Annotated in this window: 10 protein-coding genes, 1 tRNA gene and 1 pseudogene; 9 read left to right on the forward strand and 3 right to left on the reverse strand. The window is 64.8% G+C overall.

Features of this window, described 5'->3' with window-relative positions; genetic code table 11:
• The 3 genes from BCL93_RS02800 to BCL93_RS02810 form a co-directional block, all read right to left on the reverse strand.
• Positions 1-222: transposase (locus BCL93_RS02800; protein ID WP_181463019.1), on the reverse strand; the 222-nt coding region annotated here is incomplete at its 3' end.
• A 483-nt stretch (positions 223-705) separates the two neighbouring features.
• Positions 706-782, reverse strand: a tRNA-Ile gene (locus BCL93_RS02805).
• 62 nt (positions 783-844) lie between these two features.
• On the reverse strand, positions 845-1,882 hold the full coding sequence (locus tag BCL93_RS02810; RefSeq protein ID WP_112053616.1) for a hypothetical protein: 1,038 nt from the start codon (positions 1,880-1,882) through the stop codon (positions 845-847).
• A 69-nt stretch (positions 1,883-1,951) separates the two neighbouring features.
• On the opposite strand from BCL93_RS02810, the gene BCL93_RS02815 reads away from it, so the two are divergent.
• The 9 genes and pseudogenes from BCL93_RS02815 to BCL93_RS02855 all read left to right on the forward strand — a co-directional run bounded on the left by BCL93_RS02815 (position 1,952) and on the right by BCL93_RS02855 (position 14,303).
• Positions 1,952-2,578 carry a hypothetical protein gene (locus BCL93_RS02815; RefSeq protein ID WP_309251210.1) on the forward strand — a complete coding sequence of 209 codons (627 nt, stop codon included), beginning with the start codon at positions 1,952-1,954 and terminating at the stop codon, positions 2,576-2,578.
• A 255-nt stretch (positions 2,579-2,833) separates the two neighbouring features.
• Positions 2,834-4,414: a pyridoxal phosphate-dependent decarboxylase family protein gene (locus BCL93_RS02820; protein ID WP_112053617.1), complete on the forward strand. Its 1,581-nt coding sequence runs from the start codon at positions 2,834-2,836 to the stop codon at positions 4,412-4,414.
• 90 nt (positions 4,415-4,504) lie between these two features.
• Entirely contained in the window at positions 4,505-5,911 is a 1,407-nt protein-coding gene (locus tag BCL93_RS02825) for a lysine N(6)-hydroxylase/L-ornithine N(5)-oxygenase family protein (RefSeq protein ID WP_309251211.1), read from the forward strand.
• A gap of 123 nt (positions 5,912-6,034) precedes the next feature.
• Positions 6,035-8,617: pseudogene (locus BCL93_RS02830) on the forward strand (GNAT family N-acetyltransferase).
• Between the two features lie 137 nt (positions 8,618-8,754).
• Positions 8,755-9,258, forward strand: coding sequence for an RNA polymerase sigma factor (locus BCL93_RS02835; protein WP_112053618.1), 504 nt, complete (start codon positions 8,755-8,757; stop codon positions 9,256-9,258).
• A 62-nt stretch (positions 9,259-9,320) separates the two neighbouring features.
• Positions 9,321-10,073, forward strand: coding sequence for a siderophore-iron reductase FhuF (gene fhuF / locus BCL93_RS02840; protein WP_112053619.1), 753 nt, complete (start codon positions 9,321-9,323; stop codon positions 10,071-10,073).
• Positions 10,074-10,077: 4 nt separating this feature from the next.
• Complete coding sequence (locus BCL93_RS02845) at positions 10,078-11,076, forward strand: helix-turn-helix transcriptional regulator (protein ID WP_112053620.1); 999 nt, start codon at positions 10,078-10,080, stop codon at positions 11,074-11,076.
• 211 nt (positions 11,077-11,287) lie between these two features.
• Complete coding sequence (locus tag BCL93_RS02850; protein ID WP_112053621.1) at positions 11,288-13,387, forward strand: TonB-dependent siderophore receptor; 2,100 nt, start codon at positions 11,288-11,290, stop codon at positions 13,385-13,387.
• 148 nt (positions 13,388-13,535) lie between these two features.
• Positions 13,536-14,303: an ABC transporter ATP-binding protein gene (locus BCL93_RS02855; RefSeq protein ID WP_112053622.1), complete on the forward strand. Its 768-nt coding sequence runs from the start codon at positions 13,536-13,538 to the stop codon at positions 14,301-14,303.
• The last annotated feature ends 8 nt before the right edge of the window (positions 14,304-14,311 follow it).

Consider the following 14,311-nt stretch of genomic DNA (forward strand, 5'->3'; position numbering starts at 1 on the left):
CTGAAGCACCAGGGTGCGCAGCTGACTGGCCAGCGAATGACGGATGCGCAGCGGGTGGCGTCGATCGACCAGGTTGTCCTCCAGCGCCTCGATCACGCCGCTGTTATCGAGGGCTTCACGCAGCAGCAAGGCACCGCTGTCGCTGGTAGCACGCTCGCCGCTGAGCTGGACGTTGACGGAGCCGTTGCAGGACGGCGACCAGGTCGTTAGGGTTTCACCCATGGCGGTTGGTCCTCCTGAATCAGGTTCTGCCAGGAACTTTCTGATTTATCAGCAGGATACCAACCGCCATCTTCATTTTCAGGGCTGCCCGGTGAATATCAGGGGGTGATGCCAGCCAGGCGGTCGTCACGACGACGCCATACGGGATCTTGTGTAGTAGCTGGTTTATTTTCACGTGGAAAAGCGGCCTTAAATTCCGTTTTCAATGTAAAAAATAAACCAAAACGGTTTATCTTCAAGCACATAATCGCCATGAAAGAACTGTTGGTGATGATTGTCAGCGACTTGGATCGAATGAATAACGGCTAGAACTACTAGAAGCTTCAACTTGGCAAGGTAAGGCCGTCATGAGCACTTAGACAGAGTGCACAGACGTCAATTTATCCACATGGCCTTGAAGGAAGGGCCAGACGAACAGGGTGTGGATAAGTGCAACTAGGAACAACGGGGAAGGGAATACAATCAAACGTAACGGCTTGATGTTGGTGGGCCCAGTCAGACTCGAACTGACGACCAAGGGATTATGAGTCCCCTGCTCTAACCAACTGAGCTATAGGCCCTTATCAACGCGGGCGTATGATAGCGAATCCCGCCGGACGAGACCAGCGGGATTCGCTCTACATTAGCTCATTGCAAGGATGGTGAAGGGCGCTTCGCAGGCGTGGCGCTCGTCCCGCTCGTCGACGCTGCCAAGCTCCAGGTTGCGGTCGTTGTCGTAGGCGACGAACAGGCGGTCGTGGTCCAACACGGCCAGGCCTTCGGCCTTGTGCTCGAATTCCAGCGGCAGGTTTTCCGGGTTGGTTACCAGTTCGGGCGCGCGGCGGGCGCGGAAGTCCTCAAGGCTCATCTGCCACAGGTAGCCGCCGATATGCTCTTCGCCATCCACTTCGTTTTCGAAGCTGGTCAGCAGATAGAGCCTGGCGTGGTAGGGGTCGTACTCGAGGCTCGAGAGACCACACTCGAAGCGCACGCCATCGACACTGTCCGGGTCGAAGGCGTAGAACTCACGCATCTCGTCGAGGAACTCGAGGTTACCGTTCGCGGTGATCTGATAATGGGCGCCGATCACCCGGCTGACGTACTCGAAGTCGTCGTGGGCCTGGCCCTGCTCGCGCACGCCAAACAGCAGCAGGCCGTCGCCCCGCTCGCCGGGAATCGCGGCCAGCCCCTCGATCTTGTAGTAAGGAAAGCCGATGGCGCCGTTGAGCTTGCCGCGCAGCTCTAGCGAGCCTTCGACGCCGTCGCGGGGGTCGGGGTCGACCACCTGCACCTCGTCGGGCTTGCCGAGCGGCCAGATCAGCAGGTGGTTGTAGTCGTTGAGGGCGTGACTGTCGGCGTCAAGCCGGTCGAAGCCGGTGGTGGCCAACACATGGCGGCCATCGGCGCTCAGGGCGAAGTCTTCGTACTTCACGGCCTGCTTGATCAGTGGCTGGGTGTAGTAGACAAGCTGGCTGTCATCCGGCCCGGCATCGGTCATCGGCAGGGCGAAGCAGGCCGAGCGCTCCTCGCCAGGAATCGGCTTGTCGCTGGCCATCAAGAGCCGCTCGCCGTCGAAGGCCACCGCCGAGACTTCGGCGTTGACCAGCTCGCCCTTGGCATCGCGCAGGCCGGCGGGGAAGCAATGAATAGTGCCTTGTTGCAGGATACTGGCGCGGGTCATCGCGATGTCCTTTGCAGTGGATTACTCTCAATACCATCACGCTAACACGCCTGCCGGGAGACACCGCCAGTGTTCACACGAGCTTCACATTCCCACCGCCGCGGCCTCTCGGCGGCCGCCGGCGGGCTGTCTCTGCTCGCCTCTCTTGCCCTCGCCGCCCTGCCCGCCCAGGCGGCCTGGCAGCTGGACCCCGCCCGCTCGGCGCTCGAGGCGACGGTGATCGAGATCACGCCCTCGGGCCCGGTGCCGCACCAGCACCGGGTACGAGAGCTCTCGGGCAGCATCGGTGACGATGGCACCCTGCGCCTGCCGCTGCGCCTGAGCCAGACCGATATACCGCAACGGCTGGGCGGCCTGCCGGTGTGGCTCAAGGGCATGGCCGAGCTGCCGCTGGCCACCCTGGTCACCCGGCTGCCGCCGGAGCGGCTAAACAATCTGGCGGTGGGTGATTCCCTCACCGAGACGCTGACCTTCCAGGTCGACGCCGAAGGCGTGAATCAGCAGGAGCCCCTGGCGCTGCGCTTCACCCGCGAGAGCGAATCCCGCGTGCGGATCGCCACCGCCGAGCGGGTCGCGGTGGATGGCCGCGAGCTGATGGCCAACCCTACCCTGCGCACCGTGATCCTGCTGCTCGGCTACGAGCAGATCGGCGATGAGGTGCCGGTCACCCTGGACGCGACCCTGATCGAGCGCTGAGGCGCCTTGGGCTGCTAGAAGGCCTACCAGCAGGCCAGCGAACAGGCCGGCGAGTTGTCCGGAACGCGATAAGGCGAGCCGGCCTACTGCCCGGCTGACAACCCGTCTGCCGGCCGCTCGATGCGGTAATCCTTTCTTTTCTTTACAAAACATCACGATTTTCCGGTTCAGAACCGGCGCGTCGCTGCGTCTTAATGAATGCAAATTGCAAATGATGCTTATTCGCATTCAATAGACAGCCATGCGAGGTGTTGGATGACACACAAGGATCGTGCCGCGGTTGCGGTGCCCGGGCGAGACCAGCTGTTGGCGGCGCGCCATGCATCGGCCTATCGCCAGCAGATGATGGCCTGCGTCGAACGCGTGCAGCACCGCCTGGAAAACGTCGCGCGCCCCTTCGATGGGGTTCGCCCGCAGGAGCTGGCGCCCACGTTCGCCGACATCGACCTGGATGAACACCTCGGCGCCCTGGAACCGACCCTGGATGAGCTGGAGAGGGTCTATCTGGATCATGCCGTCTACTTTCATCACCCGCGCTACGTGGCGCACCTCAACTGCCCGCTGGTGATGCCGGGAGTGCTCGCCGAGGCGATCCTGGCGCCGATCAATTCCTCGCTGGACACCTTCGACCAGAGCGCCGGGGGCACTTTCATCGAACAGGCGCTGATCGACTGGACGGCCAAGCGGCTGGGGCTTGGCGAGCGCGCCGACGGCATCTTCACCAGCGGCGGCACCCAGTCGAACCTGATGGCGCTGATGCTGGCTCGGGATCACCACGGCGCCCGCCTGGATGACCATGGCGGCAACAAGCTTTGCGGGTTGCCCACCGAGGCGCACCGCTATCGCATCCTCGGCTCCGAGGTCAGCCACTTCAGCCTCAAGAAATCCGCCGCGATTCTGGGGCTTGGCTATCAGGCGGTAATGCCGGTGGCCTGCGACGAGGATTTCCGCATGGACCCGGCAGCGCTGTCCGCGCGTCTCGCCGAGTGTCGTGATCAAGGGCTGATTCCCATCGCCGTGGTGGCCACCGCCGGCACCACCGACTTCGGCAGCATCGACCCGCTGCCCCAAATCGGCAGGATCGCCCGCGCCCACGGCTGCTGGTTCCATGTCGATGCCGCCTACGGTGGTGGCCTGATCACCTCAAAGCGCCACGCCCATCGTCTGATCGGTACCGAGCTCGCCGACTCGGTGACTATCGATTACCACAAGACCTTCTTCCAGCCGGTCAGCTGCAGCGCCTTCCTGGTCAACGAGGCCGATCACCTGGGCCACGTCACCCACTACGCCGACTACCTGAACCCGGAGCACCAGGCCCGTGCCGGCACGCCGGATCAGGTCAACAAAAGCCTGCAGACCACCCGGCGCTTCGATGCTCTCAAGCTGTGGCTGACCCTGCGCCTGATGGGGGCGGATGCCCTCGGCGAGCTGTTCGATCAAGTCATCGACCTGGCGCAGGCCGCCTACCGGCGCATGGCCGAGCGGGCAGAGTTCGAGGTGCTGCTCGACCCGCCGCTGAGCACGCTGGTGTTTCGCTATCGCCCGGATATTGCCGCGAACGAGCCCGCGCTGGACGAGGACACCCTGGAGGCCATGAACCGCCATATCCGCGCGGCGCTGTCCCGCGACGGTGAGGCAGTGGTCGCTGCGACCAAGGTTGCCGGGCGCCACTACCTGAAGTTCACGCTGCTGAATCCGGACACCCGGCTCGAAGACATCGAGGCGATTCTCGCCCGCATTTGCCACCACGGCGATGCCTGGCGGGCACGGGAGCCAGGCGGCGCCGCACAGGTCGCGACGGCCTCAGCGCCAAAGGCCGCCAAAGCGCTGCCCTAATCGACACGCCGGCACGGCACGCCATTCGCTTACTGACTCGCGTGCCCGGCCCATGGCCGCGGCGCGCGCCAACCCCGATTCGAGAGCCCCATGAACGACGATTCCTTGAACGACGATTCCATGAACGACAACCGCCAGCCCCTCCACACCCATAACGAGCGGGTACATGACTTCATTGCCATCGGCCTTGGTCCCTTCAACCTGGGGCTGGCGTGCCTGACCGAGCCACTTGATGACCTGGATGGCCTATTCCTCGAACGCCGCGGCGGCTTCGACTGGCACCCGGGCATGATGTTGGAAGACGCTCACCTGCAGACGCCCTTCCTCGCCGATCTGGTGACCCTGGCCGACCCGACCAGCCGCTTCAGCGTGCTCAACTACCTGAAGCAGACCGGTCGGCTTTATCCCTTCTATATTCGCGAGAACTTCTTCCTGCTGCGCCGCGAATACAACCAGTACTGCCAGTGGGCCGCCGCACAGCTCGACAGCATTCGCTTTCACTGCGAGGTCGAGCGGGCCGAGTACGACGCGGCCGCCGGGCACTATCGGCTTGACTGCCGCGACACCCGCAGCGGCCAGGCGATCACCCACCGTGCCAGACGCCTGGTGCTGGGCACCGGCCCGGTGCCCCATGTGCCGAGCTGCTGCGAGGCACTTTCGCCCGCCGCGGTGCACAGCGGCGACTACCTGAGCCGCAAGGCCGAGCTGCAGGCCGGCGACAGCATCACCGTCGTCGGCAGCGGCCAGAGCGCGGCGGAGATCTATCACGACCTGCTCAAGGAAATCGATGCCCACGGCTATCGTCTCGACTGGCTGACCCGCTCGCCGCGCTTCTTCCCGCTGGAGTACGGCAAGCTGACCCTCGAGATGACGTCCCCCGAGTACATCGACTACTTCCACGCCCTGCCCGAGACCACCCGCGACGCCCTGATGCAGGAGCAGAAGGGGCTCTACAAGGGCATCAACCTGGAGCTGATCAATGCCATCCACGAGACCCTCTATACCAAGAGCCTGGCCGGGCCTCCCGCCACCGGGCTGCTGACCAACGCGCGCCTGGACGACGCCCGCCACGATGGCGAGCGCTACCGGCTGACTCTCACCCACACCGAGCAGCAGCGCCGTTTCAGCCACCGCACCCAGGGCCTGGTGCTGGCCACCGGCTATCGCTATCGGCTGCCTGACTTCCTCGCGCCCATCGCCGACCGCCTGGCCTTCGATGCGAAGGGCCGCTTCGCGGTGAGCCGCCGCTATGCCGTCGACCCGTCAGGGGACGAGGTCTTCGTGCAGAACGCCGAGCTGCACACCCATGGCCTGGCGAGCCCGGACCTGGGTATGGCCTGCTACCGCAATGCCACGATCATCGCCGAGATGACCGGCCGCGAGCCTTACCCGATCGAGGAGCGCATCGCCTTTCAGCGCTTCGGGGTGCCGCTGGAAAGCCTCGAGCCCGCTGAGCTCAAGCACCCTGACCCGACGACACAACAGGCCCCGGCATAAACACGTGCCGCTGATGGGTGTGGGCCTTTTATTGCCCGCCCCACCGGCCCTCATCGGCCATTGCAGCCCTAACCGGCTTTTCTATCGCTGCTGCTTCTCGTACCACAAGGACACGACACCCCAATGGACGCCACCACCTCACATCCGCTCTGCGCCGCCGCCACCACTAACCAAGCCACCACCAATACCCAAGCCACCACCACTACCCAAGCTATCGCCGCGCTAAAGGCCCTGGCCCCAGGCTTCCGCCGCCATGTTCAGACGCTCGGTGACTTTCGCCTGCGACCGCTGGACCCAACGGCCGACCTGCCCTCGGTGCAGGCCTGGGTCAGCCAGCCCCGGGCGCGCTTCTGGGGCATGCAGGATCAAGGCCCGCAGCAGACCGAGACCTTCTACGCCGAGATGCAGGCAAGCAACCACGCCAGCGCCTTTCTCGGCCTGTTCGAGGGCGAGCCTGCCTTCCTGGTCGAGGCCTACGACCCGGCGCATGACCCGCTAGGCGAGCACTACCCGATCGCAGAGGGCGATGTCGGCATGCACTTTCTCGTCGCCCCCACCGACACCCCGCGCGCCGGTTTCAGCACCGCGGTGATCGAGACCATCATGGCCTTCCTGTTCGAGGCAGAGTCCACGCGCCGTGTGGTGGTGGAACCCGATGTCGAGAATGCCAATATCCACCCGCTGAATCGCCGCGTGGGGGTCGAGTACCAGAGCGAGATATTCCTTGCCGACAAGACCGCGCGGCTGGGCTTCTGCACCCGGGAAGGCTTCGCCGCGGCCCTGGCTAACACCTCGCCGCGCCAGGCGCAGGCGCTCTCCGGCTATCCTGAACGGGCCGCCGACCACCTGACGCCTGCGCGCTGGGCCATCGCCAACCGCTGGCTGGTGCGCAAGGCGATCGCCGAGTTCAGCCACGAGCAGCTGCTCGCGCCGATTCCCCAGACCGCGGCCACGGATGAGCGCGGCGCGGCAGGCTATGTGCTCACGGCTCCTGAAAGCGAGAGCGTCTATCGCTTCACGGCCCGGCGCCTGGCGCTGGATCACTGGGCGATCGACCAGGACACGCTGACCCGCGAGGTCCATGGCCGCCAGGCACCGCTGGACGCCGCGCAGTTCATCCTCGAGTTCGCCACTGTGCTGGGGCTTGGCGAGGCCATGCTGCCGCTGTATCTCGAGGAGCTCGCCAGCACGCTTTCCGCCTTCGCCTACAAGCTCGACCCCGCCCGCCCCGATGCGAAGGCGCTTGCCCAGGCCGACTTCCAGACCCTGGAAGCGGCGATGAACGAGGGCCACCCGGTGTTCATCGCCAACAGCGGCCGCCAGGGCTTCGATGCCATCGATCACCGGGCCTACGCGCCCGAGGCGGCGGCCCCGGCGCAGCTGATCTGGCTCGCCGTGGCGCGGGAGCGGGCCTGCTTCACGAGCCTGCCGACGCTGTCCTATGGCAGCCTGCTCGAGGAGGAGCTCGGCGCCGGTCAGGTAGCCGAGTTCCACCGCCGCCTGAGCGCGCAGGGTCTCGATCCCGAAGCCTACCTGCTGATGCCGGCGCATCCCTGGCAGTGGTTTCACAAGCTCGCCACCGGCTTCGCGGCCGACGTGGCCGAGCGGCGCATCGTCTGCCTCGGCTATGGCGCGGACCGCTACCAGGCGCAGCAGTCGATCCGCACCTGGTTCAACCAGAGCCGCCCGGAGCGGCGCTACGTCAAGACGGCGCTGTCGATCGTCAACATGGGCTTCATGCGCGGGCTGTCGCCGCACTACATGCAGAGCACACCGGCCATCAACGCCTGGCTCCAGGACCTGGTCGATGATGATCCCTACCTCGGGGCCTGTGGCTTCGATGTGCTGCGCGAGGAAGCCGCCATCGGCTATCGCCGCGACGACCTGGAGGCCGCCTTCGACAAGCACAGCGCCCACAAGAAGATGCTCGCCTGCCTGTGGCGCGAAAGCCCGGTGACACGCCTCGCGACTGGCCAGCGTCTGACCACCATGGCCGCTCTGCTGCATGTCGATGCCAAGGGCCGGGCGCTGCTACCCGAGCTGATCGCGGGGTCAGGACTTTCTGCCGAGGCTTGGCTGGACCGCTACCTGAACGCCTACTTCAAGCCACTGCTGCACGCCTTCTTCGCCCATGACCTGGTGTTCATGCCCCATGGCGAAAACCTGATCCTGATCCTCGAGGACCAGGCACCGGTGGGCGCGCTGATGAAGGACATCGCCGAGGAAATCGCGGTGATGGACCCGGCGGCCAGGGAATGACTGCCCGACGACGTGAAGCGCATCGCAGTCGAGGTGCCCGAGCCGCTCAAGGTGCTGTCGATCTTCACCGACGTCTTCGACTGCCTGCTGCGCTTCATGGCGGCGATTCTCGATAACGCCGGCACCCTTACCGAGCAGCGCTTCTGGGCCCGGGTCGCCGCCGCGGTGCTCGACTATCAGCGCCAGCACCCGCAATTCAGTGACAAGTTCGCCCGCCATGATCTCTTCGCGCCGCGCTTTCGCCGCTCATGCCTGAACCGGCTGCAGCTGAGAAATCATCAGCAGATGGTCGATCTGGCCGACCCGGCGGGGGCGCTGCAGTTCTCAGGCGAGCTCGACAACCCCATCGCCGCTTTCGCTCCCGAGCACCGGGCTTTGACTGATACTCAGCCACAAGCAAAGGCTCAGGAACGCGCTAGTACCGCCCACGATGAGGCCAGCGCATGAGCGCGGCCGCCTCTCCTCACCCGCTTCCCGTCACTCGACTCCCCGCGGCCAGGCCGCGGGGATGGATCGCCGTGTCTGCGCCGAACAGCACGACCAGACCGTCTCCACCGGCCAGCCCCACAAGGCCAGCGGCGCCCTTGAGTGACCACCAGCTGGAGGCGCTCTATCGGCGTCATGCCGGGGCCCTGCGTCAGTACATGGCCCGTCGGCTCGACGATGCAGGTCATGCCGAAGACCTGTGCCAGGACCTGTATCTGCGGCTGCGAGAAGCCCCACCCGATGCGGGGCTTCGCGATCCCCGTGCCTATCTGTTTCGCATGGCAAAGCACCGCCTGATCGATCACTGGCGGCGCCAGAACAGCGCCCCTGAATGGTGTTCTCTGAACCCCGACGATCCGATGCTGGCCTGTCCCCACGCCTGTCCCGAGCATTCGGGTCATCGTGCCGGCTGCGTCAGGGAGCTCGACGAGATCATGGTCCGCTTACCCGAACGTGAGCGACGGGCACTGGCCTGGCATCGGCTGGAAGGCCTGACTCAGGCCGAAATCGGCCGACGGCTGGGCGTGTCCGAACGCATGGCCGGCCGCTACATCGCCAAGGCCCTGACCCGCTGCAAGACACTGATGCTCAACCGCATTTGATAATGATTTTCGTTTAATCTAGTATTTCCCGAATCGCTGGCCCCGCTGATGAGACGACCGCCATGCCTCTGCTGCTCGATGCGCTCTACACTGGTCCAATGGAGGGCCTGACGCCGCCCAAGGTCGGGCCGATACAAGCCCCGGCGCTGCCGATGCGTGACCTGCTGACGCCCGAGCGATTCGAGGCCGAGCTTGTGCGCTTCAGGGCAGGCTATGGCTATCAGTCGGAGCAAGGGGATCGTCGCGCCCTGGTGTCACTTTGGTCGAAATGGCACTTCGGGGCCCTGCTCGCCCCCTACCTGGCCGCCAACCTGCTGCTCGAGCGGGACCTGCCGGTGGGCCTCGATGAGATGGGGGTATGGCTAACGGCCGAGGGGCGCACCGAGCGCCTGCAGCTTGCCCACGCCGGTCGCCCACTGACCTCACTGGATGGCTTTACGCGCTTCTCGACCCTGATCGATGATCACCTGACGCCGCTGATCGGTCGGCTGGCGGCCTTGTCCGGGGCCTCTGCGAAGGTCTTCTGGAGCAATGCCGGCAACACCTTGGAACACTTCCTGAATGCAGTAGAAGCGCATCCAATGGCGACCCCAGGCATCGCCGAGGAAGGCCACCGCCTGCTTGCCAGCCGCACCACCGCCAACGGCCGGCGCAACCCGCTGTACCAGCCGGTACGCTACTTCCAGCCTGAGTGCCAAGGCGAGGCGGACGCTTCTGCCACCCAACGCGTGCGCCGGCTTTGCTGCCTGCGCTACTTGCTGCCCGAGCTTGGCTACTGCGGCAACTGCCCGTTATCGAACAGGGCAACCGGTTAGCCACATGGCCACCACCATCAGCGCAACGCTGCCACGCCAGCTCTCGGCCGGCGATCTTGAACGGCTCGGCGCCCGCTGCGGCATCGCCTACCGCTTCCCGGCCCTTGCCGATCACGAAAAGGCCGCCCAGACCCCGATTCTGCGCGGTCGCGTCGATGAGCTTGAGCTGCGCCGCGGCATCTTCCTGACCCGCTCGGACCTGACGGTGCTCGAGCCCTACGCCTCCAGCTCACTGGCCGCCGCGCCGCTGTTCATCACCGTAATACTGGACGGCAAGGTCCGACTGCGCCTGGGCGAGGAGAGCCTGTGGCTGTCGCCGGGCCAAGCCCTGTGCTCGCGTTTCGATGATCGCCAGGCGCTGGAGGCCTGGCAGGATGCCGGCCAGCGCCTGCGCACCTTGAACCTGGCCTTTCGGACCGATGCCCTCGCCGCGCTCACCCACCAATACCCCACGCTCAAGGCCCTGGAAGAGGGCCCGCCCGCCCTGCGCCGGCAAACACTGCCGAGGCACCTGCTCGAGACCCTTGAGGAAGCGCTGGCGTCAGACGGCGACTGCGGCGATCCGCGACTGCTGCTCGATGCGTTGATGCTGCAACTACTGGCCCGGATGCTGGCCAGCGTGAATGAGGCGACGTCCGACGACACTTATCACCCGCCCACCGCCGCAATCCCCAGCCTCTCCAACGGCGAGCGCGACCGCCTCGCACGAGTGCGTCAGGCCCTCGATACACATCCCGAAGCTGACCACCGGCTGGCCGAGCTGGCTCGCCTGGCGGCGATGAGCCAAAGCAGCCTGCGCGCCAAGTTCGCCACCGCCCATGGCCAGTCGGTGTTCGCCTATCTGCGCCGGCGCCGCCTGGCGAAGGCCGCCGAGCTACTCAGACAGGGCATGGATGTACAGCAGACGGCCCACGCCGTGGGCTACGGCCACGCCAGCAACTTCACCACGGCCTTCCGCCGCCACTTCGGTATGAGTCCTCGCGCGTACCGCAACGCCACCTGATCCCATCTTTCACAAGCCGCCTGCCCCGTTATCCAAAAAGCCGCCTGAGACAAGTCTTTGTAACGCAGGTTCATCGCTTGGGCGCTTTGCACAGGTGTTCTGGCACTGGGCAAAGCAGTGCTGGCGTTTCGCATACATCAGCCGGGGCATGAAATGGAATAATTCTCATTACCGAAAGAGAGTTGATCTCCTATCCAAGGAAAGACTGCCCATGACTGCTCGACATCCCCTCACCCTCGCCGTTGCGCTAGCCAGCGCCGCCGTTCTGTCCCCGGCCTGGGCGCAAGACGCTGCTTCATCCGGTAATACCAGCACTCTCGACACGCTTACCGTCACCAGCGCCGCCACCAAGACCGAGACGCCGTTCAACGAAACGCCCCAGGCGACCACACGAGTCGAACGCGATGAGTGGGAAGAAAAAGGCGCAGAGTCAGTGCAGCGGGCCCTCAACTATTCGGCCGGTGCCTACACCAACCAGGTCGGTGCCTCCAACCGCTATGACTACATCGTGCTGCGCGGCTTCTCGGATGGCAGCCTGAGCAACACCTTCCTCGATGGCCTGAAGCTGATGGGCGATGCCAACTCCTACAGCTCGCTGGTCATCGACCCGTACTTCCTCGAGAGCATCGAGGTGGTCAAGGGCCCGGCCTCGGTGCTCTATGGCCGCGCCTCCCCGGGCGGCCTGGTATCGCTGACCAGCAAGCGTCCAGAGTTCGAGCAGTCGGGTCAGGTCCGCCTCGGTGTCGGCAACAACGCCCAGCGCAGCGCCGCCTTCGATCTGACCGGGCCGCTGGATGACGAACGCCGCGTGGCCTACCGCGTGACTGGCCTGGCTGAGCGCGCCGACACCCAGTTCGGCCCGGTCGAGGACAAGCGTTACGCCTTCGCACCCCAGCTGACCTGGGACATGACAGATGACACCAGCCTGACGCTGCATGCCTATCTGCAGAAGGACCCAGAAGGCGGCTATCACTCAGGCGTTCCTTATGAAGGCGCCGTCGAGCGCCATAATGGCCGCAAAATCGACAACACCTTCTTCGATGGCGAAGAGGACTACGACACATTCGAACGCACTCAGCGCCTGGTCGGCTACGACCTCGAGCATCGCTTCAACGATGCCTGGACGGCACGTCAGAAGCTGCTCTATCTCAACACCGACGTGACCCTCAATCAGGTCTACGGCTTCGGCTGGGCCAACGATACCGAGCTCAAGCGCTACTACTCCGGCGGCGAGGAGTCCATGCAGGCCTGGACCGTCGACAACCAGCTCGAGGCGCAACTGAGCACCGGCAGCGTGGACCATACCCTGCTGTTCGGCGCCGACTATCAGCGCCGCGAGAACGAGGTCAGCTGGCCTTCAGGCGCTTTCCCGAACATCGATGCCTTTGACCCCGAGTATGGCGCCGAGCCGACGGCGATGTACGCGGCTACCGAAGAGCAACACGATATCCACCAGACCGGGGTCTATGCTCAGGACCAGCTGGCACTGGGCAGGTGGCGTCTCTCGCTGGGCGGTCGCTACGACTGGGTCGACATCAAGAACACCAACGAAGGCACCGGCAGCTCAAGCGAGCTGAACGATACCCAGTTCAGCGGTCGCGCCGGCGCGCTCTACCTGTTCGACAACGGCCTGGCACCCTATGTCAGCTACTCCACGGCCTTCACACCGACCAGCTTCGTCGACGCCAACGGCGACCTGCTCGAGCCGATGGAAGGCGAGCAGATCGAGACCGGGCTGAAATACCAGCCAAACGGCACTCAGGATCGCTATAGCCTGTCGCTGTTCCACATCGAGCAGAATAACGTCGCCACCAAGGAGCAGCCCAACGATCCTTACCGTGCGATCGGCGAGATCGAGTCGGAAGGCGTTGAGCTGGAAGCCCGCACCCAACTGACCGACAACCTGCGTCTGCAGGCCAGCTACAGCTTCACGGATATCACCTACGCCAAGAGCGACGACAGCAGCGAAGAAGGCAACCGCGCCATCTATGCGCCACGCCATATGGCGTCCGTGTGGGGCTCCTATGCAGTCAGAGATGGGGCCCTGGCAGGCGTCGGCGCCGGCCTTGGCGTTCGCTACAACGCCGACATCCAGGCAGACCGCGCCAACACCGAACAGGTCCCGGACTACACGCTGGTCGATGCCGGCCTTAGCTATGACTTCGGCCAGCTCGGCATGAACGGCGTCACCGGGCGGCTCAACGTCAACAACCTGCTCGACAAGGAGTACGTGGCGTCCTGCAACTCGTTGCAGTACTGCTACTTCGGCGCCGAGCGCAGCGTGAAGGCCACCGTCAGCTACGATTTCTGATCCAACCTCGCCTCACCCCGGCTGCCTGACAGCCTAACGCCTGCCGATGCCCCAAGGGGTGTCGGCAGGCGTCGTTGCGATGAAAGATATTACGAACAAGAATGATTTGCTTTAATATCCAACCACAACACTCACCTTTGGACCCGTCATGTTTGATGTCAGCGCCGCCACCTTCGAGGTCAATGACACGCCCTTGCTGCACCCCACCGATCTTGCTCTGGCTCCCGGCCAGGTGGTGGGGCTGATCGGCCACAACGGTTCCGGTAAGTCGACCCTGCTCAAGCTGCTGGCTCGCCAGCAGGCGCCGAGCGGAGGCGAGATTCGCCTCGACGGCACGCCGCTAGGCGAATGGAAAAGCCGTGCCTTCGCCCGTCGAGTGGCCTACCTGCCGCAGCAGCTGCCGCCCGCCGATGACCTCACCGGCCGCGAACTGGTGGGCTTCGGGCGCTACCCCTGGCAGGGCCTGCTCGGCCGGCCCGGCCGCGAAGACAAGGCGCAGGTCGCGCGCGCCATGAGCCTGACCGGCACCCAGGCCTTCGCCGATCGCATGGTCGACACCCTGTCAGGCGGCGAGCGCCAGCGGATCTGGCTGGCCATGCTGCTGGCTCAGGGCAGCCAGTACCTGATGCTCGACGAGCCGCTGGCGGCGCTGGACATCGCCCACCAGATAGAGGTGCTGGAGCTGGTGCGCCGGCTGTGCCAAGAGCTAGGACTTGGGGTCGTCATCGTGCTGCATGACATCAATCTCGCCGCCCGCTACTGCGACCGACTAGTAGCGCTGCACGCTGGGCGCCTGCTGGCCGAGGGCACACCGGACGCCATCATGACCGGCGACACCCTCAAGGCCATCTACGGCATCCCCATGCACGTCATCTCACACCCAAGCGGTGAGCATCGCGTCGCCGTCGCTCACTAACCGCAGGA

It is taken from the genome of Onishia taeanensis (assembly GCF_003268885.1).
In the GTDB taxonomy this organism is placed as follows: domain Bacteria; phylum Pseudomonadota; class Gammaproteobacteria; order Pseudomonadales; family Halomonadaceae; genus Onishia; species Onishia taeanensis_A.